We start from the raw sequence: 25,198 nt of genomic DNA, 5'->3' as shown, positions 1-25,198 counted from the left end.
ATTGCTGGTATTTATAATTATGAACTTTCTTTGAAGATAAATTAGCGATCGCCTGAGAATTTCGCAAGAGGTCTATTCTGCGTTACCCACCCAGAAGCAAGACTCTTCTGAGTCGGAGTTGACTGGTTGAGAGATTACCTGATGAACGAGTTGATAGAATTCGATCGCAGTATCATAAATCCCGGTGCCGAAGGTAAAGTCTAAACGCAAGGTTAAAGGTTGGGGGATTAGAGAAATGCCTGCGAGGTCGGCACTTTTCAAGTCTTCTATGCAAAAATGTTTTAAAGGGCGATTCCCTACGGGATAGCTACGCTTCACGGCTGTAGCAGTCATAGAATTATTAAATTCAATTAAGATATGGACGGCGGCCCAGAACGATAGACACGAATCACTTTTCCCGTCATTATCTCAGCAGTAGATAACGCATCATTAATATTCGCACTCAGTCTAGGCATATCGTCATCTCGCGTGCAGGCAATAATACCGCAATGGTCAGGCTTCAGCTTGTGCAGTTGAAAGAAATCGCGTCGGTTGATGGTCAAAACAGCTCGATTGTCACTGATGGCAAATACTAATACATCCTCATCAGGTAGTCCAGCATTTCCTGCTTCTTGAACAGTCAGGATATCATGGCCCAAAGATCGCAGATTTTGCACAACTTGTCGGGGAAAGTGTTCGTCTGCATAGAGACGTGCCATAGGTTTATTGGATATTTTCAGGTATATCTAAGATTTCGTCAGCATCATCTTGCTGTCGAATTGCTGACTCAATTTCGTCAGGATAAGCTTCAGTATAAGCCCAAACATTTACCAAATCAGCAGCACTGAGATGGGGGTAGCAGTCTAAGATAAAAGCATCGGTAGCGCCGTCATTGCGATAGCTGGCGAGCAACCAAACGGGAATGCGAGTTTTGTCAATACAAGCATCACCGCCCATCACGCCGGGAGTTTTAGTTATCGGGCGGCCGCTGTTTTTCAGGCTTTGAGTTAAAATGCCGATCGCCTCAGCTTTTTCGATCGCCGTTAAGGCCAGGAGTTGTACTTCTAATTCTTCGATTGTCATATAAATTTGGGGATTTATGAATTGTGTAGCTATAGTTGGCTGTGACTGAATTGAAGGATAAGTAGGACAGGAGTGAACCGTGCCAATAAATTATGGTGGAAATTAACGCTTCAGCTCAATATCAAACTCAAGTCGAGAACGATAAAAGTGAACGTCAAATTCTAAGAAAAAATTTGTCTGTCCCAGAATCAATGATACACTATCACTTTTTGCCCAAGCAAATACTAATCTTACCGGAGCAAACTCCCCTATTTGGGCCATGAAAAATACTGGCATCGCTGGTTGATTACCAACGTTACCAGCCAGTTGAATAATTGCTTTGCTGTCATCCCAGACTAAGCCAAGCTGAATTCCTATTTGGTAAGGCAATACACTCACGGTTGCACCGCTGTCTACTAACCCAACAACTTCGACTCCCTGGTTATTGTGGCGCAGAATCAAGGGAATGCGCGGTAAACTGTCAAACTCATCTTGAGAGGGGTGATTGGTAGAGTATTGAAATCGCATAATACTCACTTTTCGTCGCTGTTAGCCAGATTCATTGCCTGCATCAAAGCTGCACCAGCACCAAAAGTATCGTAGGGAGTTGGTAAGTAGTAAGTCTTGTAAGGTTCCAAAGGAAAAATAGTCTGACTGATATCTTCTTCCGCCATAAGAATACGGATTAACTCTCGTTTCTCGATCGCAGACAGTTTTCTAATGGTAGGGAGTAATTCTATTAGTGTCATCGGTTGTTTTCCTACGATGCGTCTATCTTGATAATAGCAGGTCAACAGTGTTTGTAGGGTGCGGATCTGTGGGATATTCGATGGAATTTATAGGTTTGAGATGGCGACGCACCTGACTGACTCTCGGGGTGTGTCGCTGCGAGATTGTCGATTTGATTTGCAGATTTTTCAATACGACGCACCCTACCACTACTACGCGGAAACTAGGACGAGGAAGAAACCGACGCTACCGCCACGCGAAAACCTAAGCCCCACGACCTGCCGACCGCCGAGGAGGGGATACGATAGGCACTACGGCAAGAGACCGCAGCGTCGGTCCAGGAACCACCACGCAGCACACGGTTATTATCTGTTCCAGTTTCCCAAGAACTTCCGTCAGTCGGTGCGGCGTTATAATTACCATGCCACTTATCGCTGCACCATTCCCAAACATTCCCGTGCATATCGTATAAACCAAACGGATTCGGTGGAAAACTGCCCACATCCGTTGTTCGTTGACGATAAAGCCCCTTCGGCGCAGCACCGTAGGGATAATCGCCATTATAAAGAACTAAATCCGGCGTAATCGTGTCACCAAAATAGAAAGGCGTTGTAGTTCCCCCGCGACAAGCATATTCCCATTCGGCTTCCGAAGGTAAACGATAAGCCTTGCCTGTTTTTTCAGAAAGTTTCCGGCAGAATTTCACAGCCTCATCCCAGTTAACTTGTTCGACAGGACGTTTCGCACCTTTGAAATGAGCAGGGTTATTTCCAATCACCGCTTGGTATTGTTCTTGAGTGACCTCATATTTACCCATAAAAAAAGCAGGGATATTCACAGTCCCCTGCGGCCCTTCATCGTCACTTCGTCCTGCTTCCGTATTTGGGGAACCCATTACGAAATTGCCTCCAGGAATTGCAACCATATCGAGAGTGACACCATTGCCAACATTTTCTATAAAAACCCGTGCTTGTCCTTGACTGCGGCTGGCGATTTGCCCCGTGGAGTTGACTGTCACTGTTTCAAAAGTAAAGCTTTTTAAAGCATTGGAAGATGGCTGAGGTGTTGGAGTTTCTGGTGCGGGTTTTGGAGATGGACTTTCGGCTACAGGTTCTGGGGATGCTTGAGGCGATGAATTTTTGGCTGTAGTTTTTGGAGATGATTTTTTAGGCGATGATTCAGGAGATGGCGGCTCATTATTTGATGAAGGTGGAGAAGAAGAAGATTTGTTGTTCAACAAACTTTGACGGATGAGCGCAGAGATTACAAATGATCCCCCAGCAAAACCCGCCAATTGCAATAAATATCGCCTGGTTGTGTTAGTTTGTATTTTCTTAGTCTGTGACGCCGAAGTGCGCTGTGGAATCACAGGAATTGTGCGAGTTGATGTCGGTATGGGAGTTGGTCTTGACTGACGTTGAAAATCTCTTAAAACTTCATCTGCTGATTGATAGCGCTGCTGGATATCTTTTGCCAACAACTTAGATAAAATCAATTCTAATCCCTTGTCTATCGGCTTTTTCAAATGTTGCTGCCAATTTTCAGTCCAACTATAACCATAATCCAAAAACAAATAATAAGGATGTAACCCCGTCAGCAGATGAAAAGCCGTCGCCCCCAAGCTAAACAAATCGCTGGCTGGATAAGCTTCACCCCTTTGCATTTGTTCAAATGGTGCATAACCCTGGGTACCAATTTGTGTTCCCGGTTTTGACATCACTGTTCCCGACAACTGTTTGGAAACTCCGAAATCAATCAGCACTAACAAACCGTCACTGCGACGGCGCATAATATTTTCCGGCTTGATATCTCGATGAATGATTTTTTGTTCGTGAATAAACTTGAGAACAGGTAGAAGTTCGAGTAATAGTTCCTTAACTTGCTTTTCTTGCCAAATTCCCCCATTTTGCAAAAGCTTTAATAAATTATCGCCATCGACAAACTGTTGTACGAGATACAAATAGTTGTCTTGTTCAAAATAAGCCTCAAGGGATGGAATGTGGGGATGTTCTCCTAGCTGTTCCAGTTGTCTAGCTTCTTGCTCAAATAATTCTACCGCTTTGTTCATAGCCCAAGTGCCATTAGCCTTTGGTGCTAGTTGTTTAACGACACAGCGTTTATTGAGTTTATCAATATTTTTAGCTAAATAGGTTCTACCAAAGCCACCTGCACCGAGGAATTCTATCATGCGGTAACGGTTTCGCAGGATGGGGACGAGTTCAAGATGACAATCGATGCAATGTGTACGCCCGTCGGGGTTTTCAGGCTTTTTGCAGTTGGGATTGATACAGCAAATCATTTATTTTATGAATGATATTGTTTATATTATATAGTGTCTAAGAACCCCGACTTCTGTTATAGGTTTTTCTAAGAATCGTGAATTTTGTAAGAAGTTGGGGCTCTAGGGTGTGTTTTAAACCCGGAGAGCCCCCCTAGCCCCCCTTAAGAAGGGGGGGACAAGAGTATTCCAAGTCAGCCCCTACTCCCCTTTTTAAGGGGGATTTAGGGGGAGGGAAACTTCAGGTTGTCAGACAGATGCAATCCGACGCTCGATCGCATTATAGAATCGATCGCCCATCTCACTCATCCCAACCTCAAGTAACACTTGATTATCAGCACTCAAAACCCGCAAAGGTGATTCAGCCCCGCCAACTAAACCGATTTTATGCCACATTTTAGTCAAATGTTCTTGCAGGTAAGACTCCCAAATTCCTTGATTTTTCGGTGCGACTGAAACTACAATGCAGTTGCCCATTTCACCAAACAAAATTTCATCCCAGCGGCCGACCTTTGCCGAATTGAAACTGAGATGAATTTCCGCACCCAGTTTACCAGAAATACAGCATTCCGCGAGGGCGATCGCAATTCCACCTTCCGCACAATCATGGGCAGAACCTACCCAACCTTGCCGAATTCCATCGCGACAAACCGATTGCACTTTTCTTTCCAAATCAAAATCTATCCTTGGGGGTTTCCCAGCGACAATCCCGTGAATTGCCGCTAAATATTCCGAACCTCCCAAAGTAGGAGAAGTTTCGATTTTTGAGCTTTCAGATGAAAGTTCTGACTTTTGGGATGATTCCCCCATTCCCAGCACATAAATTAAATCAGCTTTCTTTAGCCAAGCTTGACCGCAAATTTTCTTCAAATCGGGAATCAACCCCACCATTCCGATTACCGGAGTCGGATAAATTGGTTGAGGATTTCCCTCAGCATCAACCGTTTCATTGTAAAGAGAAACATTGCCGCCAGTAACAGGCGTTCCCAACTCCCGACAAGCATCAGCAATTCCGCGACAAGCTGACGCTAACTGCCAATATCCGATCGGCTTTTCAGGACTGCCAAAATTCAAATTATCCGTAACTGCCAGAGGTTCAGCACCCACACAGCTTAAGTTTCTCGCTGCTTCCGCTACGACTGCTTTTGCACCTTCATAAGGATCGAGATAAACATAACGAGAATTGCAATCAACGGTTGCAGCAACTCCAGGAATAGTCCCCAAGGGCGCTTCCTTCTTGCTAAGGGGGGGAGAAACTTTTGGAGTTTCCCTACCTTGTGCCTTTTTAAATAGAGGAATTACCTCTTCTTCCTGTTTGCTTTCCGAAGCTAGAGAAATAGCATTTTCTCTCTGTAGATCTCCCTTAGCAAGGGGGTGTACTTCTAGCCCTTCATCAAGGGAAGATTGGCAGGGTTCTAGCGGACGCAATCTGACAACCGCAGCATCAGCGCCTCCCGGTAAAACAACAGTATTGTTTTGCACTTGATGGTCGTATTGGCGATAAACCCAGCGTTTAGAAGCGATGGTGGGAGTATCTAAAAGCGTCAGCAAAATCTGATTCCAAGTTTGCAAATTACCGTTAATTTCGATACCTGCAAGTGTGGATGCTGGCAGCGAATCCGCCGTCCATTCCCATGCTTTTATAGCATATTCTGGCGGCTCTGTCAACAGTTCTCGGTGATAAATTGGCGTGTTATCTGCCAAAGCAGTTGCGGTAATTTCGGCAGCGATTTCGCCTTTAAATAGAATTCGGACGATCGGCTCTTCAATCACTGTACCCGCTACTACGGCGTGCAATCCCCAGCGGTGGAAAATATCAATTAATTCCTTTTCCCGTCCTTTTTGGGCAACAAACAACATCCGTTCTTGGGATTCTGAAAGCAGGTATTCGTAGGGAATCATGCCGCTTTCTCGAACGGGAACTTTGTCTAAATCGAACTCAATGCCGACGCCGCCTTTGGCTGCCATTTCTGATGTGGAACAGGTGATTCCGGCCGCGCCCATATCTTGGGCGGCGACGACGGCACCAGTTTTGAATGCTTCTAAACAAGCTTCAATTAAGGATTTTTCTAAAAAAGGATCTCCTACTTGGACTGCGGGGCGATCGTCCATTGATTTGTCGGTCAATTCTGCACTGGCAAAACTTGCTCCTCCCATGCCATCTCTGCCCGTAGTTGAACCGACGTAAAGCACGGGATTTCCGATTCCTGATGCCCCGGATTTTACGATTTCTTGAGTTTCCATTAAACCCAAGGCCATGACGTTAACTAATGGGTTGCCAGAATAAGCAGGATCGAAGTAAACTTCGCCGCCTACTGTGGGTACGCCGATGCAATTTCCATAATGGGAAATTCCCGATACTACGCCTTTGAACAATCTCTGAGTTTTCGCGTCGTCTAAGTTGCCGAAACGCAAGGAATTTAAAAGTGCGATCGGGCGAGCACCCATTGTGAAGATATCGCGGAGAATCCCGCCGACACCGGTTGCTGCACCTTGGAAAGGTTCGACTGCTGACGGGTGGTTGTGCGATTCAATTTTGAAGGCGAGTTGCAAGCCGTCTCCCAAGTCTACGACGCCGGCATTTTCTCCGGGCCCGACGAGAATTCGATCGCCCTCTGTGGGAAACTGTTTTAATAGCGGCCGCGAATTTTTGTAACAGCAGTGTTCGCTCCACATAACGCCGAACATTCCCAATTCAGCTTTATTAGGATGCCGACCGAGACGCTCAACGATTTCTTCATATTCTTCAGGTGTGAGTCTTTCACCGGCAATTTGTTCGGGGGAAAATGGGGATTCGGAGATGGGAGACATGGAAACTCGTTATAAACCACAGGCTTTATTCTAAATCCCCTGTGCTTGGTTAATCTAAAATCTATAATCTAAAATCTATAATCCTAGGTCTTTGGGTTGTGAATCTAAAATCTAAAATCTAAAATCTAAAATCGAATGACTTTACCTCGAAATCTCAATTTTGCTAACCAAAACTTGCGGAACCGTTCTTTTAAAGGGCTTGACTTGTCAGGGGCGAATTTCAGCGGTTGCGACATTCGAGGCTGCAATTTCACCGGGGCGATTTTGAGGGGGGCAAATTTTCAGGGTGTCAGAACCGGACAAAGCCGCAGGCGGGTGAGAAATTTGATTGCTAGGGCTGGGGTAACTGCGGTGACAGTGACGACGGCTGGGGCATTGACTGGACTGATTGGCGGGGCGGATGCGGGGGCTGTGGCGGTGGCCGGAACGGCTGCTACGGCGATTGCTGCGACTCGGGGCGAGGCTGGAATTGTGGCGGGGGCTGTGGCTGGGGCTGCTGCTGCGATCGGGGCTAGCGGTATTGTGACATTTTTTGGCGGAGATACTATCAGGGGAATTGTCTTATTTTTGGTTTCTGGGGTAATTCTTGGGTTAACTGCGATCGGCTTTTTTATCGCTGTTGAAGAAATAGAAAAATTGTCGGTAACGTCGTTTAGAAAAGCTGATTTAACTGATGCTGTATTCGATCCGGGGGCGGTTATAGATGCCGATTTTTCCGATGCGCGAGGAGTGCCGTGGTAGATTGCACAATTACTGATTTTTTACCCATTCCCGGAATTTTCGTACTGCTGCGGTTGCGCCTGTAGTTTGACAGCGAGCGATAAATTCGTCAACTTTTGCAGTCGGTAGGATCGGGAAAGCCGGGGAATAATTGCACTCGGCATATTCGCCATTTTGTAATTGATAAAACTTGATGCTTCTTCCGTCGTACCGCCAAATTTCTGGTACGCCTAAATCTGCATATAAATCGAATTGATTTAAGGAACTGCTGGTAATATCAATTTCCAGTGCTAAATCTGGCGGCGGATCTTGAGCAAAGTCTAATTCTGTTCTCCCTCTGACCAGTGCTTTATTCTGGATATAATAGCAGGAATCTGGTTCTTTACCCGCTGCTTTTTGGCGTTTTTTAATAGTCATCGAGCCAAAGGGATTGTACTCCAGATTGAGTTCTTCTATGAGAGTTACAATTAAGCGATCGATTAGCCTGTTGCGATTTTCATGTTCCGGTAGCGGCACCATAATTTCTAATTGACCTTGATGATAAGCAATTCTGGTGGAACGTTGGTTGCCCAGTTCCCCTAGCAGGCTTTCATATAATTGCCAACTAATATTTGGCAGTAAAACTCGCTGTTCGGCGGGCGTTGATATTGTTAGCATTTTACTTGGGTTTTATAGTTTGAGAATATTTTAGTTTGTCCTTTTTTTTCCGAACAGCACAAAAAGTATCTGCCGACAGCTACGGTCATGCGCTACTCTAGTTAATAATAGACTGTGGTCATTAGTCCTTGTTGTATGAAGTTGCGATCGTTCTTTTCTTTCCTCATTGCTGGCGTCTTGGCACTCTTAGGCTTGAGTGCCGGCGGTTTTTACTGGTTGACAACTCACACTCCCCTGAATTTGCTCGCCGGCGGGCCGACAACTACTCCGGCTGCGGCTGTGTTTGTCTCGAAACAAGCACCTTTGTTAGCATCAATGCTGGTAAATCCCGATCGCCTCGAAGCATTGCGGCAAGTTTTTGCCACTCCCGAAGAAAGAAGTCGATCGCACGCGGAATTTGAGCAAATCAAAAAAAGTTTTCTCGCCAGTACAGGCCTCGATTACAGTAGAGATATCCAACCTTGGATAGGTGACGAAATTACCCTCGCCGTCACAACGCCAGATTTTGATGGGGACAGCAGCAACGGCCAACAAACCGGGTTTTTGCTGGCGGTTTCCTCCCAAAAGGTCGATCGCAGCCAGCAATTTCTCGACTCCTACTGGCGCAAACAATCTCGTGCCGATAAAACAGTTCATTCGGAACTATATAAAGGCGTGAAAATTAATTATAAACAAGCACCAATAGCCAAGAAAAAAGTTGCTGCGCTTTCGCCTTTTAACCCGTTTTCTCTGCCGAATTCAAAGTTGCCATCCAGCTTCGCAACAGCAGCCATCGGCGGTAATTTAAATTCTGACTATAACCAAAATTTTGTTTTATTTGCCAATAGCCCAAATGTGATTCGAGAGGCAATTAATAACGTTGAATCAGCCAACCTAAATCTCAATAATGCCCCGGAATATCAAAAAGCTTTGCAGCAGCTAACTCAAGGCAGAATCGCTTTAGCATTTGTCAATCTACCGCAGTCAGCAACCGAGCAAAATTCCCAAGTTTCTCTTAATTCTCTCGCAGTTGCTGTCGGAGTTAACCGACGGGGATTGCTGGCTCAAACTGCTTTAGTCACATCGCGAGAAAACACAGCTTCTCCAACACTCTCCGAACCTGTGCAAGCCTTGCAGTACATTCCCTCAGCCAGTCCTCTCGCGGTCGCCAGCACCGATTTAAGGAATTTTTGGGCTGATTTGTCATCGGCGGTGTCAGCTAACGTTGAAGTCTCAAATTTAGTCGATCGCACCCTGGCAGATATTCAGCAAGTTTGGGGCGTCAACCTGCCGCAGGATATATTTGACTGGGTACAAGGAGAATACGCTTTAGCAGTGCTTCCGAATTCGTCAAATAGTGCCGATTGGATTTTTGCCGCCGAAAACTCTGCTGATACCCAAAAGGCGATCGACAAACTCGATGAAATTGCCCGCAGCAAAGAATACAGCATAGGCAGCTTCACTCTCAGAAACCAGAAAATTACCGCTTGGACGCAGTTGACAACGAGCCAGAATTCTGGTAAAAAAAATAATAGAAAAAGTGCAATCGAAACCGAGGCAAAAGGAGTTCGAGCCACCGTCGGCAAATACGAAATTTTCACCACTTCAGTAGAAGCAATGGACGCAGCACTAGAAGCAGCCGAAACAGGCTCTTTAGTTGTAAATCAAGATTTTCAAACCAGCATTGAACCGCTACCGCCATCTAACGACGGCTATTTTTATTTAGACTGGCCATCCAGCAGGGCAATTTGGGAAAAACAAATCCCGCTGTTGAGGTTAATTGAACTTTCGGCAAGACCGTTGTTCGACCACTTGCGATCGCTCACTGTCACCAGTACGGGAGAAATAACAGGAATTCGCAAAGCTACAATATTTATGCGGCTGAATTAGTCAGAAGGAAGAAGGAAGAAGGAAGAAGGAAGAAGGAAGTTCGGCAACGGATTCTGTAACGGATGTAGCGGATGTCAGGAAGAAAAAAGGAAGAAGGAAGAAGGAAGAAGGAAGAAGGAAGAAAGAAGAAGGAAGGAAGAACAAGAAACTACTCCCAATTCCCAATTCCCAATTCCCAATTCCCAATAACTAAGGACTAATAACTACTGGCTGCTTCACCTTTTTCGGTTGCCCAAAATAAGCTTGAAACACCTCTTTCGCGATCGGGGCCGCGGCAACAGAACCAAAACCGCCATTTTCCACAACCACGGCGATCGCAATTTCCGGCTTGTCTGCAGGCCCGAAGGCCACATACAAAGAGTGATCCTCCTGTCCAATAACCTCCGAAGTCCCTGTTTTGCCCGCCGTCATCGGAATCGTACCGTCATTCATCCCCTGTCCAGTACCCTCGGCAACCACCGCGATCAGTCCTTCCTTAACCACCTGAATTGTTGAAGGTTTCATCCCCGTATTTACCCGTTTAGTCTCCGCTGTGCCGGTCAGAGAAGTCAAAAGATGGGGCTTCACCCGATAGCCGCCGTTAGCGATCGAACTCACCATCACCGCCGCCTCCAAAGGAGTCACCAACACCAACCCCTGACCGATCGACATCGTTACTGTATCACCCGCATACCAAGGTTCTTCATACATTTTCTCCTTCTCCTCCGGCGTCGGGATTTGACCGTGATTGCCACCGCTTAGCCCCAAAAGATTCAAATCCGTATCCTTGCCAATTCCCAAGCGGTGTCCCCACTTAGAAATTTGCTCCGGCCCCGTACTCATCCCCACTTGATAAAAAAACGTATTGCTGCTGAAAGCCAAGGCATCCCGAAAGCCTATGTAGCCGTAACCGCCGCTGTGTTCGTTAAAATCAATTCCCCCCACAGTAATGTAAGACGAAGTACCGAGAATTGAGTCCGGCGAAAACTTGCCCGACTCCATGCCCGCGACGGAAGTCACAATTTTAAAAGTGCTGCCGGGGGGATAGCCTTGCATGGCCCGATTCAAAAATGAATTTTCCTGGTCTTGAAGAGTTGCCCAGTCATCCTTAGTGATTTTTCGCGTAAACAGATTGGGGTCAAAAGTCGGGTGGCTGGCCATAACTAATACCGCGCCAGTTTTCGCGTCCAGGGCAACTACTGCCCCCCGGCGGTTCCCCAAGGCTTTTTCGGCTGCTTTTTGCATGGACAAGTCTATGGTTAGCTGCACCGCCTCGCCCGGTTTGGGCGGTGTCTCTCCCATCAGCCGCAATTCTTGATTTTGAGCATTTACCTCGATCAGCCGATCGCCCCAAACTCCCGCAATCTGCTTGTTAGAACTCGCTTCTATGCCCATCTGACCGACAATCATCCCCATCGGATATTCCGGGTGATCTTCCAAGTCTGCTGCGGTAGCTTCGCCAATATATCCGAGAACGTGAGCCGCCAAACTGCCTTCGGGATAGTAGCGGTTCGCTTCTGGCCGCACTTCCACTCCCCGCATTTGTCCCACCTGTTCTGCTAGCGGCACAAACACCTCTGGCGGCATCGCTTGCTTGATCCGCACCGGCCTGTAGGATAGAGGATCGACCTGTTTTAATTTTTGTAAAATTTCTTTGGCCGGAATCTTAACCAGCGGACTCAACTTTTCTGCTGTCGCTTTCCACTCTTCCGGCGTTTGTTCTTTCGGCCACAAATATACCGATCGAGCTAAATTGTTCGCCGCTAGCAGCTTGCCGTTGCGATCGACAATGTGTCCGCGATTCGCCGGCATTGGCACTAGGCGAACGCGATTGTTTTCGGCTCGTTCCCGGTTTTGCTTCCCTTGTACCAGTTGCAATTCCACCAGCCGACTAGCGTGCAGGCCCAGCAAACCGGTTGCCACCAGCATTAACACGATCGCCCGGTGTATCGGACGCTCCTGTTTTTTAGGAGTTTCCCCCAGGGTTTTGTCAGAAGAATGAAATCCTGAGATCGAATAAAATTGTCGTTGCATCATTCTATAGGTAGATGTCAAGTCCTAGATTTTAGATTCCTGATTGTCAATTGTGAAGTATACATCATCAGGCCGGGGAGGCTCGGGCCTCGATCGTTGGGGGAAGCGGAATCATTGATAATTAGTTTTTGACTAATAACTAATAACTCATGAATGCTAAATGCTGACTAATCCCCCAAGCACCAAGAAATAGCCAGCAAAATCAAGGTCAGGCTCAGCCAATTAGGGAAGTGGAGCCAGCCAGATAGACCCATAGGTAACAATACCAAAACCTGTGTCAATAGGGAACAGATCGCCAACACCAAGGCTAGGAGTATCAAAATAATCATGTTGACGCCGTACAATTTCGGATATGAGTCGATCGCCTGTGGCAGAAATTGGAGTGGCACTCGCAGCGCGATCGCACACGGATTGTTCTGATAGACATAAGCAAGAGAAGCCAGGAGGTTTTGAATAAATTTAAAAAAAAGTTATTTTTCCTCCAGAGTTATGATTGTAGGGGCTGCGATGGGTAAATTCTGAGTTGTAATTTTAAGTTGTGAGCGAGGAATATTGCCATGTTGTTTAATCAGCGATCCAATTTCAAAAACGGTGCACTCTTGGCGGCGATCGCCGCGATCGCCGCCCTACCAGTTTTAGCAGAAACAGCCAATTTCGGCACTTTAACTTTATCGCGAGGTTTTGGAGCCCCAACAGCAGTTTTGAGAGGTTCCACAGGCGGATCGTACTCTCTATCTGCCATTGCCAACGCCGATCGGCACAAAAACAAATGTTTGGGTTTTGCCACCCCAACTCCCGACCACATCATCGTCTTGCAGCAAAACTTTTCAAAACTCGCAATCCAAGTCAACAGCGGAGGCAAGGACACAACCTTACTCGTACAAGGCCCCGGTAATGCGGTGCGCTGCGGAGACGATGCAGGCCAGAATAAAGATGCTGGCATTGTTGATTCTGAGTGGCAAGCAGGCTCTTACAGGATTTGGGTCGGTACTCTCGAACCCGGAGTCAAGTCTAACTATACAATCTCAGTACAGGAATAGAACGCCGCGGCGCTGTGGGATGGGGACAATCAAATACGATAGAATTCTCCCCCAATCTGCCAATCTGTCAATCTCCCACTCCCCCAATCTCCCCCAATCTGCCAATCTGCCAATCTGCCACTCCCCAATCTCCCGATCGGTCTCTCACTTACGCCATCCAGTAAAATGTAAAATTGAAAGTGGCGTGTTTAACCAAAATTGGTAAATCCGAAAGTGCTAAAGACTCTTAGAGCTGACTTCAGTATAATTTTTGATCGCGACCCTGCCGCTCGCAACTGGTTGGAAGTTTTATTTTGTTACCCCGGTCTTCAGGCCCTAGTGCTGCACCGCCTCGCACATTGGCTTTACGTGCTGGGACTTCCCTTCATCCCCCGCTTTATTTCCCACATAGCTCGCTTTTTGACCGGAATTGAAATTCACCCAGGGGCAACCATCGGCAAAAGCGTATTCATCGACCACGGTATGGGGGTTGTGATCGGCGAAACAGCGATTATCGGCGATTTTGCCCTAATTTACCAAGGTGTCACCCTCGGCGGCACAGGCAAGGAAAGCGGCAAGCGTCACCCTACCGTCGGCGAAAATGTAGTTGTCGGTGCCGGCGCCAAGGTACTCGGCAATCTGCTAATTGGCAACAACGTTCGCATCGGCGCCGGTTCCGTCGTGCTGAGGGACGTACCATCTGACTGTACGGTGGTAGGGATTCCCGGCCGCATCGTCTATCGATCGGGAGTGCGCGTCAATCCCCTAGAACACGGCAGTTTGCCGGATTCGGAAGCTGTGGTAATTCGCTCTTTGCTCGATCGCATCGAGTCCCTCGAACAGCAAGTAAAAAGTTTGATTCCTCAAGCATCTGTCTCCTTAACTTCTGTTCCCCATTCCCACAATTTCCACTCAGTATCAGAAGCTTTAAACCAATCCAGCAATGTAGCCTTAGCCGAAAAAACAGAGCTAGTTACAACCCCTAGCTGCAAGTTAAAAGATAAAGCAATTCAAGAATTTTTCGACGGCACCGGCATCTAAAAATAGTTTTGAGTGTTGAGTTTTTCATTGGGAATTTTTCAACTTAAAACTTTCCTACTGACAGCAGTCAACAGTCAACAGTTAACAGTCGTCAACTGACTTCAAGGATTAACCGATCGCACAGACCAATTTCCCTCCCCGTCGCGCCGATAAAGCGATCGGTTCTGCGGTTCCCCCCGCAACTCCAACAAATCCACCGTTTCCGGTTCCAACAACAGCAAGCAAAAATTAGGCAGCGGCTCGATCGCATCTGGGGAAGCAGAATCAAAAGCACCAGCCTCCGCTTTGTCTTCTCCCGGATGCGGCCAAGCAAACTGATCTCGAGCAGCCTCAGAAAGCTCCTGCCAAGCTGTGCGGCGCGATGAGCACAACTCTGCATCTGGATAATCTGCCCCTACTAAAACTAGCTTTCCAGCAATCCGAAATTGTTCGCGAGTTTTGGGGAAATACCAGCAAATTTCCCCCCAAGGATAGAGGTTAATTTCCTCAGCCTTTTCACTGCGAATATCTGTAATAAATTTCAACTGATTAGTATCTCCTAAAAAGCCTCGAAACACCACAGTGCGGTTGGCTGGACGCCCGGTAGCCCGAACAGTTGCTAGTTGCAAGTAGCGAGCAAAAGCAAGACTGCGGTTGCGGTGGAGCGCGCGAGCTAAGGGCGATCGCCAAAGTGCTAAAGACATAATTAATAACCTATCATATTGGTAATGTGATTAGTCAGTAGTCAGTAGTCATTAGTCATTGGAAAAAAGGTAATTGGGAAAAAGGTAATTGCGAATTGGATAAGGTGTGTACACCAGCACGCTACTACTGACTAATGACTGCTAGCTAATAACTAATAACTAATGACTGCTGACTAATGACTCTTCTTTCTGCTATTGGTAATTTTATGTCAAATTCACTCTCCCAACTCAAAACTATTGAAACTCCCCACAGCGGCTACCACTGGGACGGCAGTTCCCGGCGCTTTTTTGAAGGCTGGTACTATAGAATAACATTACCGATTCACGGGCAATCTTTTGCATTCATGTATTCAATAGAAGACCCCAGAGGCGGTCAACCTTACAGTGGCGGTGCAGCTCAAATTCTCGGCCCCAAAGATAGCTATTTGTGCCGCACCTTACCCGAGGTAAATAAGTTTTGGGCGCACCGAGAAAGCTTGGGTTTCGGACATTGGGGCAAAACAGATTTACAAATTAAACCCGACTATTTAGAGCCACAAGTATTCGACAGCCTCGTCGAAGAAGGCTATCAAGCTACTGCTACTTTAAATCAAGGTTATCTGCACGATCCGGGAAGCAGCACTCGCTGTTTTTGGCAGTACGAAATTCAACCTATTTATGGCTGGGGAAACTCTGAGCAACTCCAGAAATCCACGGCCGGAATGCTATCTTTTCTGCCAGTATTTGAACCGGGATGGCAAATTTTAATGGCTCACGGTTTAGCCACGGGCTGGATTGATTGGAACGGCCAACGCTACGAATTTAAAGATGCTCCCGCTTACAGCGAAAAAAACTGGGGCGGTGCTTTTCCGCAAAAGTGGTTTTGGATTAATTGCAATTGTTTTCAAGGCGAAAAGGATTTAGCTTTAACTGCTGGCGGCGGCAAGCGGAGCGTGCTGTGGTGGATGGAATCGGTGGCAATGATTTGTCTGCATTACCGAGGCAAATTTTACGAATTTGTGCCTTGGAATTCGCAAGTTAGTTGGAATATTGAACCTTGGGGAAGCTGGAAAATGCAGGCTAGAAACAGTCAGTTTGAAGTTGAGTTAATTGGCACTACAAAGACTTGTGGTACTTATGTGCGAACTCCTACCGAAAAAGGTATGGCTTTTTGCTGCCGGGATACGACGCACGGCGAATTGCGCTTGCAACTGCGAGAATTGTTGGGGGGAAATGTTGAAAAAAATGGTAAGCAGCGTTCTAAAATTATCTTAGAGGCTCAAAGTTCTTTATCGGGTTTGGAGGTTGGGGGCGGGCCTTGGGATGAAGTTTGGCGATCGAATTAAGTCATTAGTCCGTTAACAGTAGTCAGAACAGCCACGCTCAATTTCCTCGGTTGGCAATTAGGCAAATTCTACCGCAGCCAGGGGTTACAAAAAACTCTAAAGGTGATTTTGGGACTAATTTTATGTTTGAGCACAATCTTGATGCCAGCGGCAATTGCTAGTGCTGCAGGTGATTTGTCTCGCCAACCACTCACCGAAATTACTGTTAGTTTAGGTAACGAAGTGGGGGAACTTAAGTTTTTCCCCAATCTGCTAGAGTTTGAATCGGGCAAGTGCTATAAATTAGTGCTGAAAAATCCCAGTTCGCAGAAACATTATTTTACTGCTAAAAACTTTGCTGATGCGAGTTGGACTCAAAAAGTTGAAGCTGGTAATGTGGAAATTAAAGGAAGTATTCACGAACTGGAACTTAAACCGGGCGCTATGGCAGAATGGGTGTTTGTGCCCATGAAATCGGGAAGTTACAACCTGCGGTGTACGGTAGCCGGACATACAGAGGCGGGGATGATTGGGAAAATTGCGATCGCCTCTTAAGTCCCAGTTAATACATTAAGAGATTGACTAATTTTTGTGTAATCGGAAAACCAGTCTGACGCTCAAAGTGTATAAACATCGGACTAGGATTTGCCTCTAAAAATACATACTCACCGGTTGGCTTGAGACGCCAATCAATAGCAGTCCACTCTAGCATAAATGCCTTTAATATTGCCAAACATTGTTTTTTAACTGATTCTGGCAAATCTATCGGAATTAGCTCTGCCTCTAAATCTTCCCGAAAATCCAAAGCTTGACTGCGAATTTCGGCAGAATAGACTGATTCACCAATCACATAACTGCGAATGTTTGTCCCAGGAATATACTCTTGTATTGTGACAGGAGAAATACTCAAAGCCAAGTCCAGGCGATTAGGTTCTAAATGCGTCTCTGTGACTAACTTGGTATGAGCGCCACCATAAACAGGCTTAAAAATTGCTTTTTCATAATTTTCGACAAATTCCCTAACTTGCTCTGGATTGTTACTGATTAAAGTTGCAGGAATTTTCACTCCTATTTGCTTTGCCTTGCTCAGTTGTAGGGGTTTTTCTTTATGAAATTGGTAGGCCTGCCAAGAATTAATCCAGCGAGCCGGACAAGCTTGCATGAGCGATCGCACTGTACTCATGGAATCGTTCAATGCAACTTGCTGTTGATGTGCATCTTTTAACTGTGGAACGTAAATACCGGAGAAATTGCGCCAAAATACACTGTGAATATCTTGAAAATTCAAGTGGCGACCTCCGGGTAGCGTCAAGCACCCTACCAGAGTATCAGGTTGCCAAGACATACGTAACTGCCTTGGAAACAGATAGGTATCTAAATAATCTACTTCTGCACCGGCTTGGGTGAGAGCATCTTTTATATGAGCAGCATGAGCATCTGAATCATTACCCAGAATTAAAATGTTCATGGGAAATTTGAAACTTAAAAATGTACTAAAATTAACTAGACATATGAAAAGTCGCATCACTTGTTTTGAGAGTGTTGCAACTTTTTATAAATTGAAAAAAAAACAATCAAAGGAGGCAGAATTTTTGAAAGTCTCATTACAAAAACAATCAGAAGAGTTCAGAATTTAGGCAGAATTTCTACCATTGCCGGCACGAACGAGATTACCAATCAATAGGGCCTCCACCGCTTTCAAACCAAGCTTTCGTGCAATATCCTCCACCCTCTTCACCTATAGCCAGAGTGGTCACCGGAGGGTGAATGGGAATAGGCTGGGGAGGAAATCCTCCTCCTCCCTCACTTCCCGGACAGGGAGCTGAGATACACTGTATCCCACCACCTTCTTCACCTATAGCTAGAGTGGTAGCCATTATTCCACCTCCGATGCGGGCAGCCTCTTCATCAGTTAGGGGCTCTTCAAAATCCAAATTAATTGCTTCCAGGTCAGCAATATCTAGATCAAAAGGATGATTCATAAAAATCTCCTACTTGAGTAAAAGATTAGGTGTGTTTACAAATAATCTAAATCAAGAGGAGGAAGTGATGTTGCCATTTTGGCAAGTTTCAAAGTAAGTATTGTAAATGTCAATTAAAAAATCTTAACCTGACTCTAGCGGAGCCATTGTCAGTCCAGCACGGCTCAATTGCATATGATAAAGTTCTGCTTGCTCTTGCGGGCCAACCCAGACGGTGGCCTGGCCTTCGTGGTGGATTTGGTTGGCGAGTTTCCAAGCTCGATCGCTCGTCATCCCTGGAATGTATTTCGTCAAACATTCCACAACGTGCTGAAAAGTGTTGAAATCGTCGTTGAGGACTATTACCCGATAGTTGGGATAAGGTTTGCGGGTAACTTGACTCGATCGAACGGGTGCTATGGTTGGTGAAGAGGTCATCGCGCGAACAGCCACTAAAACTACAAAATTTGTAAAACAGTTACCGAATACATTATAACACAATTTCAGAATTTTTTAACTACTACGAAGTAGTTCGATCGGCTTCGGCGTTTATTTTCACTGCTGCGCCCGTCAAACTCAAGTTAATACTCATCTCAAGAAAGACTTTAGTCCTCACTACGAACCTCTGAAGTTTGTAGCGATGACTAAAGTCCTCAAACTCAGATGCTACTAAGCCGCAGCCAAATTTGCTGCTGCGAAATCCCAGTTAGCCAAATTATCCAAGAAATTAGTAATGTAGTCGGGACGGCGGTTTTGGAAATCCAAATAATAAGCGTGTTCCCACACATCCAAAGTCAGCAACGGAGTTTGGCCGTGTGCTACCGGGGTGTCGGCGTTAGCAGTTTTGGTAACTTTCAAAGTACCGTTGTCCACAACCAGCCAAGCCCAGCCGCTACCGAACTGAGTTGTCGCAGCATTCTTAAATTCTTCTTTGAATTTGTCGAAGCTGCCGAAGTCGGCGTTGATTTTCTCAGCTAAAGCTCCTGTCGGAGCGCCGCCGCCACCTGGTGCAAGGGAATTCCAAAAGAAATTGTGGTTCCAAACTTGACCTGCATTGTTGAAAATGCCGGCTTTGGATGGGTCTTTAGCAGATTCCTTGACAATTTCTTCAAGGGATTTGCTCGCCATTTCCGTCCCTTCAATCAGTTTGTTGAGGTTGGTCACGTAAGCAGCGTGGTGCTTGTCGTGATGGAACGAAAACGTCTCGGCAGACATATGATCTGACTCTAGGGCGTCAGCGGCGAAGGGTAATGGTGCGAGTTCAAATGTCATTGTGTTCAATCCTCTCTGGATTACTTTTGGTTTTTCGGTTGACTTTCCGGCTTTTGTTTGATTAAAGCCGAGAGTCGCTAACTTGAGTTTATCAACCTGTGGTCAATAATTCTTTACAATTTTCATATTTTATAGCAGTTGCAGCATTTTAGGATTTTGACCTTCATCAGCCAGGGTACAAGCCGCCGGATTCATCCGTGAGGTCGCTTTCTTCAATTATCCCATTCTTCAATCTAAAATCTAAAATCTAAAATCTAAAATCGATTGACTTCTGCTTTTCACCAGTCAAATCTACTAATAGCAGGTGTCGAGTATCACAAACTTTGGCAAAATGTCAACCCGCCTGCGCGGTAAATAAAAGTTAATGGGAAAAGTTTATGGGAAATTGTCAACAGAGGGAATTTTTATAATAGTTATAAATAAATTAAACCTATTTTTTTTCAAAGATAAGCTAACTTTAACTTAAGCTGTAAACAAGTCAAACAGATTGCAGGAGCCGTCTATGCAAAACCGTTCAAATAACCAGATCAATCACCCCCCGCAATGGTTGAATCTGAAACTAATAGTCAGCGCTCTCGAAACAGTTCAAGATTTAATTGTAATTTCTTTGTGTATCGGTTTGTTCTGTTTCATGGTACTCGAACTGCGAGAAATGTTTTTCTCGCTGCTTCCTCCTTTGAATTTTAAGCAAGTGACTGCCGACATTCTATTTTTATTAGTTTTGGTAGAATTATTTCGGCTGCTAATTATTTACTTGCAAGAGCAGCGCGTTTCGATAGGGGTGGCTGTGGAAGTTTGTATAGTATCTGTTTTGCGAGAAGTCATCGTGCGGGGAGTGCTGGAAACTCCCTGGGTTCAAATATTATCAACAGGCGCTTTTTTGATTGTTTTGGGAGTGTTGTTGGTAGTCCGAGTTTGGTTGCCACCAACCTTCGAGGGAATTGACCCTGAACGCCGCATGGCTAGCAGAAATAGAAAAATTCACGAGCCGGACTCTGCGGCCGATACTGTTGCAATCAATAGCCAGTTTAATTCTCATTGAGTATGGCGGGACAGGCGATTTTAGATTTTAGATTTTAGATTTACTCTTATATCGCTTGTCACGTTACCAGCTATCATTTCCCGTAAAACTGAGATGTTGCAGCATTGTCAACAACGGGCTCTGAGACCTGTTCCACAAAGAGTAGATTTTCTTGTGGGGAGTAGGGGTTGGCCAGGATAATCCGCCCAAAAAAGGATTATTGAGAATGGTGCAAGATGTGAGTTCAAATCAACCTGATAACGTTTGCAGTGAAAACTAAAATACTCTGAAAATACAGAGGAATGTAGTCTTCACTACCAAGACAAGGTTCATCAGTAATTCCCAATTATTCAAATCTAAAATCTAAAATCTAAAATCTAAAATCTAAAATGGTATTACCCGTTAGCCTGCAATTCCCCCAAACGGGCTAACACTTCTTTAGAATGAATCGCCGGATTAATCTTCACAAAAGTTTCCCGCAAAACGCCTTCAGGGTCAATAATAAAACTGTGCCGCGCCGAGACAAAACTCATCCAAGAACCGTAAGCTTTACTCACTTTACCGTCGGTATCAGCTAACAGCGGAAACTTCAAACCTTCGGAATCGCAAAATTCCGCATGGGAATCGACATCATCCGCGCTAATACCGATAATTTGAGTATTCTTTGCCAAGTATTTCGGCAAATCTTGCTGAAATCTCCGCGCTTCGATCGTACATCCCGAGGTAAAGTCTTTGGGATAAAAATACACTACCAGCCACTTACCGCGAAAATCAGAGAGGGAGACTTGTCCGTCGCCGCTGTTTGTCGGCAAACTAAAATCCGGTGCGGCTTCATTCACCGCCGGAAGCTTTCCACCTAGGGCAAATGCAGGTGCGGCAAAATTGAAACTTAGAAAAACTAGACAAATTGCCAATAAAGTGCTAAAAAACTTGCGACGGGACATCATAAATGTTAGAAGTAGAACTGTACTTAAGACAAGTTTACAGTTTTCTGATTAAATGGGTAGGGGCAATTCGCGGATTGCTTCTAAAACCCAAAGATCACTCACTTAAATAGCAATTTACCCATGAGCGCTGCACTCCCGTTAACAGGCAAAGTTATAGTAGTCCAGGTAATTAACGGTCAACCCGTTACGATCGAAGTAGACGGCACTAATGCCCCGCTTACTGGAGGAAATTTTGTTGACTTAGTTGAACGCGGTATTTACGACGGGGTGATGTTTCACCGAGTTGTGCGTCAGCCAGATCCTTTTGTGGTGCAAGGAGGCGATCCGCGCAGCAGAGATACTTCAATTCCAGCCAGTCAATTGGGAACGGGTAGTTTTATTGACCCGGATACCAATCAGGCGCGTTTTATTCCTTTGGAAATTAAGCCGCAAGGGGCCGCGCAACCTGTTTACAACCAAGTTGTAACCCAGACTCCGCAGTTGCAGCACACTCGCGGTGCCGTGGCAATGGCTCGTTCTAATGCTTTGAATTCGGCTTCTTCGCAGTTTTATTTTGCTTTGGATGATTTGCCGTTTTTAAATGGCAATTATGCTGTTTTTGGCAACGTTATTCAAGGTTTTGAAACGGTGGATGCGGTGCAGCAGGGCGATCGCATTTCTACCGCAAAAGTCGTTCAAGGAATCGTCCCCAGTCGCGTTTCTAGCATCATTACCGATGTTAATGTTCTCAACGATTTCATTAACAGTACCAATTTCGTAAATCTGCCTTTGCGAGCCCTCCGATTGACCAACACCCCAAACAACTATCAAGTCACTTCCCAAGACTCTGAGCAAAATTCTAACGGTGTAGTGGGAGGTAGCGCAAACGATCGCATTATCGGTTCACCGACGGATGATGCAATTAACGGCAGCCAAGGCAACGATACCCTCACGGGCGAAGCAGGCGACGACTTTCTCAGAGGCGGCAAAGGTAACGACTCCATTAGCGGCGGTGTTGGCAACGATATTCTGATTAGCAATTTCGCCGACGATACTCTCAATGGTGATGCTGGTAACGACTTTTTGCGAGGCGGTCAAGGGAATGATATCTTAATTGGTGGTGATGGCAATGATATTTTGATTGGAGATACAGGCGACAATAGTCTCACAGGAGGTAGTGGTGCAGATACTTTTGTTTTGCTCGGAGTAGATCCTGCTTCTCTTCCTTTTATTCTCCTACTCCCGACAAGTCATACAATAGTTGATTTTAGACCAGATGAAGGCGATCGCATTGGTTTGACAGGAAATTTATCCGATACTACATTCACTCAATCTGGAAGCAATACTGTCATTAACTTGGCAGGGGCTTCTACTGTGGTACAAAATTCTACTGTCGCCTCTGTTCAAAATGCAGCCTTTGCAATTCCTTTATCTACGATTCCTCGTCCTAACGATCTCCCAACGGGCGATGCAGCCTTGAGAATTGGCTAACTTTAACTATAGGTGTAGGGTGCTTGTGGCGCACCTTACAAATTTCCCAATTCCCAATTCCCAATTCCCAATTCCCAATTCCCAATTCCCAAATTCAACTAATACCATAGCTTTCTAATTTTAGAAACCGCATCTCGATAAGAATCCATTCTGCCCTGCTGCTTAAAAAGCCCTGCCGCCTTCTGAAAATCCTCAAATGCTCCCTGAACCTCTCTCAATTTATATCTAGTCACTCCTCGGTTGAAGTAAGCTTTAGCAAAATCGCGATCGAGGCGAATTGCTGACTCAAAGTCAGCTAGTGCTGCCAGGGAATTTTCCATTTGTAGGCGGATAGCACCTCGGTTAAAGTAAGCTTGGGTTAAATTGGGGTTGAGCAGCAGTGCTGAGTTGTAATCCGCGATCGCCTCAGTATAATCTTTTAAACGAGTCAGCATAAATCCGCGATTGGTGTAATAATTGGCTCGGTAAGGATTGAGTTCGATGGCTGTAGTTAAATCTTCGATCGCAGATTGCTTGTAGCCTAATTTATAGCGAACCAGACCGCGATAGCTGTAAGCGGAAGCGCATTGCGGATTAATGTTAATTGCGACAGTAAAATTTTTAATTGCACCGTGCAAGTCTTGTTGTTTGAGATTTTTTAAACCCTGAGTATAAAACTTTCTGGCAGTAACTTTTAAATTTACCTCTTGTCGGGAGTCAGCTTGCTCGCCCGAAAATACTTGACCTGCAATATTAGCTAATCCCAAAGATTCAATCGAATTTAAAATAGTTGTAACAACTAATTGGCTGGGGAGAATGGGGATAGTAGGCATGGCAGGATTGGTGTTCAACTGTATGCTTTCATTTTGCTCGATATTTCAGCTAGTGACAGTGATATGCGTACTCTCAGAAACGTGATAAGTTTGATGAGATTTGGTGATGGTGGGGCATTCGCTTGTGTGATGAAAGTTGGGCTTAGTTACTGATGGCGATCGCAAATAAGAAAAATTGCGTCTATAATCGGCTAAATATCAGGTTTTCAGGCTAGATGGGCGGTTTCTTCCTTGCAATATTGAGAAATTCCTACCGAGATGGTTTTGAGGTAGGCCCCTGCGGCATCGATCGCAACTGCCCGCCACAAGTATTACTTTCTAGAGATATTGCACTGGCAAATGCCGATCGAACTTGCGGTCATCTAACACCCGGTTTTAACGAAAAATCTTAGTTTGGCAGCGAGGCATCTGTGAAGCAACCGGGTTTTTAGCTCAAAGCCCGTATAAGACTACCGGAGTTAAGTTTGTGGCTGCGCCAACGCCCGATTAACATTTCATTAATATTTTTGAGTAAGATTGGTGAGGAAAGTTCCCGATTGTTTGCTATGCTTTGAGTATACATCAAGAATCTATTGCGCAAATTAGTGTCAATGAAAAGAGTCCTGAAGTTGAAAAAAATCTTCGCTGCCGTGTTGGCGATCGTCCTGTTCACTCTCTACTTAACTCCTCCTGTAATGGCCGCGAAGGCCGACGATTTGAGTCAGCTATTAAAAGATAATTGGTGCGTCAGCTTTCTGTGGAAGCAGTGCGATTTAAGCGCTGTCGATTTGCGGGGAGCTAATCTCCAAGAAGCCAATTTGAGTGGCGCTAATTTGTCCGGCGCCAATTTGTCCGGTGTCAATTTAAAAAATGCTGACCTTTCTGGTGCAGACCTCAGCGGCGCTAATTTAGCCAATGCTGATATTTTAGGCACGGATCTAAGCCGCTCAAATTTGACCGAAGCTAATTTCAACGGCACGAAATTGTGGGACGCTAATCTGACTTTGGCAAATCTGACTCGCGCCAATTTAAAAGAGGCTAATTTGTTAGATTCTAGACTTTGGGGAAGCAATCTCACGGAAGCTAATTTAACCGAGGCGACGCTGCACGGTGCTGACTTGCAATATGCTAATTTGGCTGACAGTAATTTGACAGGTGCTGACTTGCACAGTTTCTTTTTTAGAGGTTCCAAACAAGTCACAAACTTGAGCAATGCTAATTTAGAAGGCGCTATTTTAACTGGCGCAAATCTCAGAGGTGCGGTGCTGGCAGGGGCAATAATGCCAGACGGCTCTATTAATGAAGAAATTGGCTTTAATTTAAAGTAAAGTTAAATTAAAGTCTGTATGAATTATTTTCAATAATAGGGTTTACAGCCTGTTTCCCAATCAATGAATTCTTAGATGCAATAGGCTACGCCCGTTGAAAACAGATTGTTGAAGATAGTGTCAATATATCAATTTAAACCGGGGTGCGATCGACTTTTCTACTCCCAACAAGTCAATCTCGCTAAAATTTTAAATCTTAAACCGAACCTGCGCGCATCTGTTACAATTTGAAATAGAGCCTGA

The 25,198-nt window shown here is 45.4% G+C and carries 27 protein-coding genes; 11 read left to right on the top strand and 16 right to left on the bottom strand.

Going from position 1 to position 25,198, the window contains the following annotated elements:
- Positions 1 to 72: 72 nt before the first annotated feature.
- The 7 genes from QUA13_RS13015 to purL all read right to left on the bottom strand — a co-directional run bounded on the left by QUA13_RS13015 (position 73) and on the right by purL (position 6,859).
- Positions 73 to 333: a hypothetical protein gene (locus QUA13_RS13015; protein WP_333198958.1), complete on the bottom strand. Its 261-nt coding sequence runs from the start codon at positions 331 to 333 to the stop codon at positions 73 to 75.
- Positions 334 to 350: 17 nt separating this feature from the next.
- Entirely contained in the window at positions 351 to 698 is a 348-nt protein-coding gene (locus tag QUA13_RS13010; RefSeq protein WP_333198956.1) for a DUF5615 family PIN-like protein, read from the bottom strand.
- A gap of 4 nt (positions 699 to 702) precedes the next feature.
- The gene (locus tag QUA13_RS13005) at positions 703 to 1,062 is read right to left on the bottom strand and encodes a DUF433 domain-containing protein (protein WP_333198954.1); all 360 of its coding nucleotides are present in this window, start codon (positions 1,060 to 1,062) and stop codon (positions 703 to 705) included.
- Between the two features lie 102 nt (positions 1,063 to 1,164).
- Entirely contained in the window at positions 1,165 to 1,569 is a 405-nt protein-coding gene (locus tag QUA13_RS13000) for a hypothetical protein (RefSeq protein WP_333198952.1), read from the bottom strand.
- 5 nt (positions 1,570 to 1,574) lie between these two features.
- Complete coding sequence (locus QUA13_RS12995; RefSeq protein WP_333198950.1) at positions 1,575 to 1,790, bottom strand: hypothetical protein; 216 nt, start codon at positions 1,788 to 1,790, stop codon at positions 1,575 to 1,577.
- 203 nt (positions 1,791 to 1,993) lie between these two features.
- A complete protein-coding gene (locus QUA13_RS12990) occupies positions 1,994 to 4,069 on the bottom strand; it encodes an SUMF1/EgtB/PvdO family nonheme iron enzyme (RefSeq protein WP_333198948.1) in 2,076 nt (691 codons plus the stop codon).
- A 228-nt stretch (positions 4,070 to 4,297) separates the two neighbouring features.
- Positions 4,298 to 6,859 carry a phosphoribosylformylglycinamidine synthase subunit PurL gene (gene purL / locus QUA13_RS12985; protein WP_333198947.1) on the bottom strand — a complete coding sequence of 854 codons (2,562 nt, stop codon included), beginning with the start codon at positions 6,857 to 6,859 and terminating at the stop codon, positions 4,298 to 4,300.
- Positions 6,860 to 6,994: 135 nt separating this feature from the next.
- Here purL and QUA13_RS12980 point away from each other — a divergent pair, with 135 nt between their 5' ends.
- Entirely contained in the window at positions 6,995 to 7,600 is a 606-nt protein-coding gene (locus QUA13_RS12980) for a pentapeptide repeat-containing protein (protein ID WP_333198945.1), read from the top strand.
- 9 nt (positions 7,601 to 7,609) lie between these two features.
- Here QUA13_RS12980 and QUA13_RS12975 read toward each other — a convergent pair whose 3' ends face one another.
- The gene (locus QUA13_RS12975) at positions 7,610 to 8,236 is read right to left on the bottom strand and encodes a Uma2 family endonuclease (protein WP_333198942.1); all 627 of its coding nucleotides are present in this window, start codon (positions 8,234 to 8,236) and stop codon (positions 7,610 to 7,612) included.
- Between the two features lie 135 nt (positions 8,237 to 8,371).
- Here QUA13_RS12975 and QUA13_RS12970 point away from each other — a divergent pair, with 135 nt between their 5' ends.
- Positions 8,372 to 10,105 (top strand): DUF3352 domain-containing protein, encoded by a 1,734-nt coding sequence (locus QUA13_RS12970; RefSeq protein ID WP_333198940.1) that lies wholly within the window; start codon positions 8,372 to 8,374, stop codon positions 10,103 to 10,105.
- Between the two features lie 71 nt (positions 10,106 to 10,176).
- Entirely contained in the window at positions 10,177 to 10,305 is a 129-nt protein-coding gene (locus tag QUA13_RS12965; protein ID WP_333198938.1) for a hypothetical protein, read from the top strand.
- Here the strand turns inward: QUA13_RS12965 and mrdA are convergent.
- Complete coding sequence (gene mrdA, locus QUA13_RS12960) at positions 10,295 to 12,121, bottom strand: penicillin-binding protein 2 (protein ID WP_333198936.1); 1,827 nt, start codon at positions 12,119 to 12,121, stop codon at positions 10,295 to 10,297. The two genes, QUA13_RS12965 and mrdA, sit on opposite strands and share 11 nt — an antisense overlap.
- A gap of 554 nt (positions 12,122 to 12,675) precedes the next feature.
- Between mrdA and QUA13_RS12955 the strand changes: the two genes are divergently transcribed.
- Both QUA13_RS12955 and cysE read left to right on the top strand, forming a co-directional pair.
- Complete coding sequence (locus QUA13_RS12955; RefSeq protein ID WP_333198934.1) at positions 12,676 to 13,158, top strand: hypothetical protein; 483 nt, start codon at positions 12,676 to 12,678, stop codon at positions 13,156 to 13,158.
- A 213-nt stretch (positions 13,159 to 13,371) separates the two neighbouring features.
- Positions 13,372 to 14,178: a serine O-acetyltransferase gene (gene cysE / locus QUA13_RS12950; RefSeq protein WP_333198931.1), complete on the top strand. Its 807-nt coding sequence runs from the start codon at positions 13,372 to 13,374 to the stop codon at positions 14,176 to 14,178.
- A gap of 101 nt (positions 14,179 to 14,279) precedes the next feature.
- Here cysE and QUA13_RS12945 read toward each other — a convergent pair whose 3' ends face one another.
- Positions 14,280 to 14,861, bottom strand: a complete 582-nt coding sequence (locus QUA13_RS12945) for an Npun_F5749 family FMN-dependent PPOX-type flavoprotein (RefSeq protein WP_333198929.1) — start codon at positions 14,859 to 14,861, stop codon at positions 14,280 to 14,282.
- A gap of 206 nt (positions 14,862 to 15,067) precedes the next feature.
- Between QUA13_RS12945 and QUA13_RS12940 the strand changes: the two genes are divergently transcribed.
- On the top strand, positions 15,068 to 16,186 hold the full coding sequence (locus QUA13_RS12940) for a tocopherol cyclase family protein (RefSeq protein ID WP_333198967.1): 1,119 nt from the start codon (positions 15,068 to 15,070) through the stop codon (positions 16,184 to 16,186).
- 102 nt (positions 16,187 to 16,288) lie between these two features.
- Complete coding sequence (locus QUA13_RS12935; protein WP_445242710.1) at positions 16,289 to 16,720, top strand: biphenyl 2,3-dioxygenase; 432 nt, start codon at positions 16,289 to 16,291, stop codon at positions 16,718 to 16,720.
- A gap of 7 nt (positions 16,721 to 16,727) precedes the next feature.
- Here QUA13_RS12935 and QUA13_RS12930 read toward each other — a convergent pair whose 3' ends face one another.
- The 4 genes from QUA13_RS12930 to QUA13_RS12915 form a co-directional block, all read right to left on the bottom strand.
- Positions 16,728 to 17,633 carry an MvdC/MvdD family ATP grasp protein gene (locus tag QUA13_RS12930; protein ID WP_333198927.1) on the bottom strand — a complete coding sequence of 302 codons (906 nt, stop codon included), beginning with the start codon at positions 17,631 to 17,633 and terminating at the stop codon, positions 16,728 to 16,730.
- A gap of 202 nt (positions 17,634 to 17,835) precedes the next feature.
- Complete coding sequence (locus tag QUA13_RS12925; protein WP_333198925.1) at positions 17,836 to 18,147, bottom strand: hypothetical protein; 312 nt, start codon at positions 18,145 to 18,147, stop codon at positions 17,836 to 17,838.
- Positions 18,148 to 18,270: 123 nt separating this feature from the next.
- Positions 18,271 to 18,564 (bottom strand): ATP-dependent Clp protease adapter ClpS, encoded by a 294-nt coding sequence (gene clpS, locus QUA13_RS12920; protein ID WP_333028936.1) that lies wholly within the window; start codon positions 18,562 to 18,564, stop codon positions 18,271 to 18,273.
- Between the two features lie 231 nt (positions 18,565 to 18,795).
- Positions 18,796 to 19,398, bottom strand: a complete 603-nt coding sequence (locus tag QUA13_RS12915; RefSeq protein WP_333198923.1) for a superoxide dismutase — start codon at positions 19,396 to 19,398, stop codon at positions 18,796 to 18,798.
- Positions 19,399 to 19,900: 502 nt separating this feature from the next.
- On the opposite strand from QUA13_RS12915, the gene QUA13_RS12910 reads away from it, so the two are divergent.
- The gene (locus QUA13_RS12910; protein ID WP_333198921.1) at positions 19,901 to 20,440 is read left to right on the top strand and encodes a phosphate-starvation-inducible PsiE family protein; all 540 of its coding nucleotides are present in this window, start codon (positions 19,901 to 19,903) and stop codon (positions 20,438 to 20,440) included.
- A 374-nt stretch (positions 20,441 to 20,814) separates the two neighbouring features.
- On the opposite strand, the gene QUA13_RS12905 is transcribed toward QUA13_RS12910, so the two are convergent.
- Positions 20,815 to 21,366: a peroxiredoxin gene (locus QUA13_RS12905; protein ID WP_333198919.1), complete on the bottom strand. Its 552-nt coding sequence runs from the start codon at positions 21,364 to 21,366 to the stop codon at positions 20,815 to 20,817.
- Between the two features lie 120 nt (positions 21,367 to 21,486).
- Here QUA13_RS12905 and QUA13_RS12900 point away from each other — a divergent pair, with 120 nt between their 5' ends.
- Positions 21,487 to 22,836: a peptidylprolyl isomerase gene (locus tag QUA13_RS12900; protein ID WP_333198918.1), complete on the top strand. Its 1,350-nt coding sequence runs from the start codon at positions 21,487 to 21,489 to the stop codon at positions 22,834 to 22,836.
- Positions 22,837 to 22,934: 98 nt separating this feature from the next.
- Here QUA13_RS12900 and QUA13_RS12895 read toward each other — a convergent pair whose 3' ends face one another.
- Positions 22,935 to 23,648, bottom strand: a complete 714-nt coding sequence (locus QUA13_RS12895) for a tetratricopeptide repeat protein (protein WP_333198916.1) — start codon at positions 23,646 to 23,648, stop codon at positions 22,935 to 22,937.
- A gap of 215 nt (positions 23,649 to 23,863) precedes the next feature.
- Here QUA13_RS12895 and QUA13_RS12890 point away from each other — a divergent pair, with 215 nt between their 5' ends.
- On the top strand, positions 23,864 to 24,040 hold the full coding sequence (locus QUA13_RS12890; RefSeq protein ID WP_333198913.1) for a hypothetical protein: 177 nt from the start codon (positions 23,864 to 23,866) through the stop codon (positions 24,038 to 24,040).
- Between the two features lie 216 nt (positions 24,041 to 24,256).
- Positions 24,257 to 24,955 carry a pentapeptide repeat-containing protein gene (locus QUA13_RS12885; protein ID WP_333198911.1) on the top strand — a complete coding sequence of 233 codons (699 nt, stop codon included), beginning with the start codon at positions 24,257 to 24,259 and terminating at the stop codon, positions 24,953 to 24,955.
- Positions 24,956 to 25,198 lie beyond the last annotated feature (243 nt).

The sequence above is a fragment of the Microcoleus sp. S28C3 genome, assembly GCF_036700785.1.
Lineage (GTDB): Bacteria > Cyanobacteriota > Cyanobacteriia > Cyanobacteriales > Microcoleaceae > Microcoleus > Microcoleus asticus.
The sequence above is the reverse complement of the archived record's forward strand: the minus strand, read 5'-3'. Positions and strand labels throughout refer to the sequence as shown.

Excerpts from the sequence above, each read along its gene's own strand:
- QUA13_RS12980 (WP_333198945.1), top strand. The coding sequence starts at position 6,995 with ATGACTTTACCTCGAAATCTCAATTTTGCTAACCAAAACTTGCGGAAC.
- QUA13_RS12945 (WP_333198929.1), bottom strand. The coding sequence starts at position 14,861 with ATGTCTTTAGCACTTTGGCGATCGCCCTTAGCTCGCGCGCTCCACCGC.
- QUA13_RS12905 (WP_333198919.1), bottom strand. The coding sequence starts at position 21,366 with ATGATGTCCCGTCGCAAGTTTTTTAGCACTTTATTGGCAATTTGTCTA.
- purL (WP_333198947.1), bottom strand. The coding sequence starts at position 6,859 with ATGTCTCCCATCTCCGAATCCCCATTTTCCCCCGAACAAATTGCCGGT.
- QUA13_RS13000 (WP_333198952.1), bottom strand. The coding sequence starts at position 1,569 with ATGCGATTTCAATACTCTACCAATCACCCCTCTCAAGATGAGTTTGAC.
- QUA13_RS12895 (WP_333198916.1), bottom strand. The coding sequence starts at position 23,648 with ATGCCTACTATCCCCATTCTCCCCAGCCAATTAGTTGTTACAACTATT.
- QUA13_RS12955 (WP_333198934.1), top strand. The coding sequence starts at position 12,676 with ATGTTGTTTAATCAGCGATCCAATTTCAAAAACGGTGCACTCTTGGCG.
- clpS (WP_333028936.1), bottom strand. The coding sequence starts at position 18,564 with ATGACCTCTTCACCAACCATAGCACCCGTTCGATCGAGTCAAGTTACC.
- QUA13_RS12910 (WP_333198921.1), top strand. The coding sequence starts at position 19,901 with ATGCAAAACCGTTCAAATAACCAGATCAATCACCCCCCGCAATGGTTG.
- QUA13_RS13005 (WP_333198954.1), bottom strand. The coding sequence starts at position 1,062 with ATGACAATCGAAGAATTAGAAGTACAACTCCTGGCCTTAACGGCGATC.
- QUA13_RS12915 (WP_333198923.1), bottom strand. The coding sequence starts at position 19,398 with ATGACATTTGAACTCGCACCATTACCCTTCGCCGCTGACGCCCTAGAG.
- QUA13_RS13015 (WP_333198958.1), bottom strand. The coding sequence starts at position 333 with ATGACTGCTACAGCCGTGAAGCGTAGCTATCCCGTAGGGAATCGCCCT.
- QUA13_RS12975 (WP_333198942.1), bottom strand. The coding sequence starts at position 8,236 with ATGCTAACAATATCAACGCCCGCCGAACAGCGAGTTTTACTGCCAAAT.
- QUA13_RS12965 (WP_333198938.1), top strand. The coding sequence starts at position 10,177 with ATGTCAGGAAGAAAAAAGGAAGAAGGAAGAAGGAAGAAGGAAGAAGGA.
- mrdA (WP_333198936.1), bottom strand. The coding sequence starts at position 12,121 with ATGATGCAACGACAATTTTATTCGATCTCAGGATTTCATTCTTCTGAC.
- QUA13_RS12990 (WP_333198948.1), bottom strand. The coding sequence starts at position 4,069 with ATGATTTGCTGTATCAATCCCAACTGCAAAAAGCCTGAAAACCCCGAC.
- QUA13_RS12940 (WP_333198967.1), top strand. The coding sequence starts at position 15,068 with ATGTCAAATTCACTCTCCCAACTCAAAACTATTGAAACTCCCCACAGC.
- QUA13_RS12930 (WP_333198927.1), bottom strand. The coding sequence starts at position 17,633 with ATGAACATTTTAATTCTGGGTAATGATTCAGATGCTCATGCTGCTCAT.
- QUA13_RS12925 (WP_333198925.1), bottom strand. The coding sequence starts at position 18,147 with ATGAATCATCCTTTTGATCTAGATATTGCTGACCTGGAAGCAATTAAT.
- QUA13_RS12900 (WP_333198918.1), top strand. The coding sequence starts at position 21,487 with ATGAGCGCTGCACTCCCGTTAACAGGCAAAGTTATAGTAGTCCAGGTA.
- QUA13_RS13010 (WP_333198956.1), bottom strand. The coding sequence starts at position 698 with ATGGCACGTCTCTATGCAGACGAACACTTTCCCCGACAAGTTGTGCAA.
- QUA13_RS12995 (WP_333198950.1), bottom strand. The coding sequence starts at position 1,790 with ATGACACTAATAGAATTACTCCCTACCATTAGAAAACTGTCTGCGATC.
- QUA13_RS12970 (WP_333198940.1), top strand. The coding sequence starts at position 8,372 with ATGAAGTTGCGATCGTTCTTTTCTTTCCTCATTGCTGGCGTCTTGGCA.
- QUA13_RS12890 (WP_333198913.1), top strand. The coding sequence starts at position 23,864 with ATGGGCGGTTTCTTCCTTGCAATATTGAGAAATTCCTACCGAGATGGT.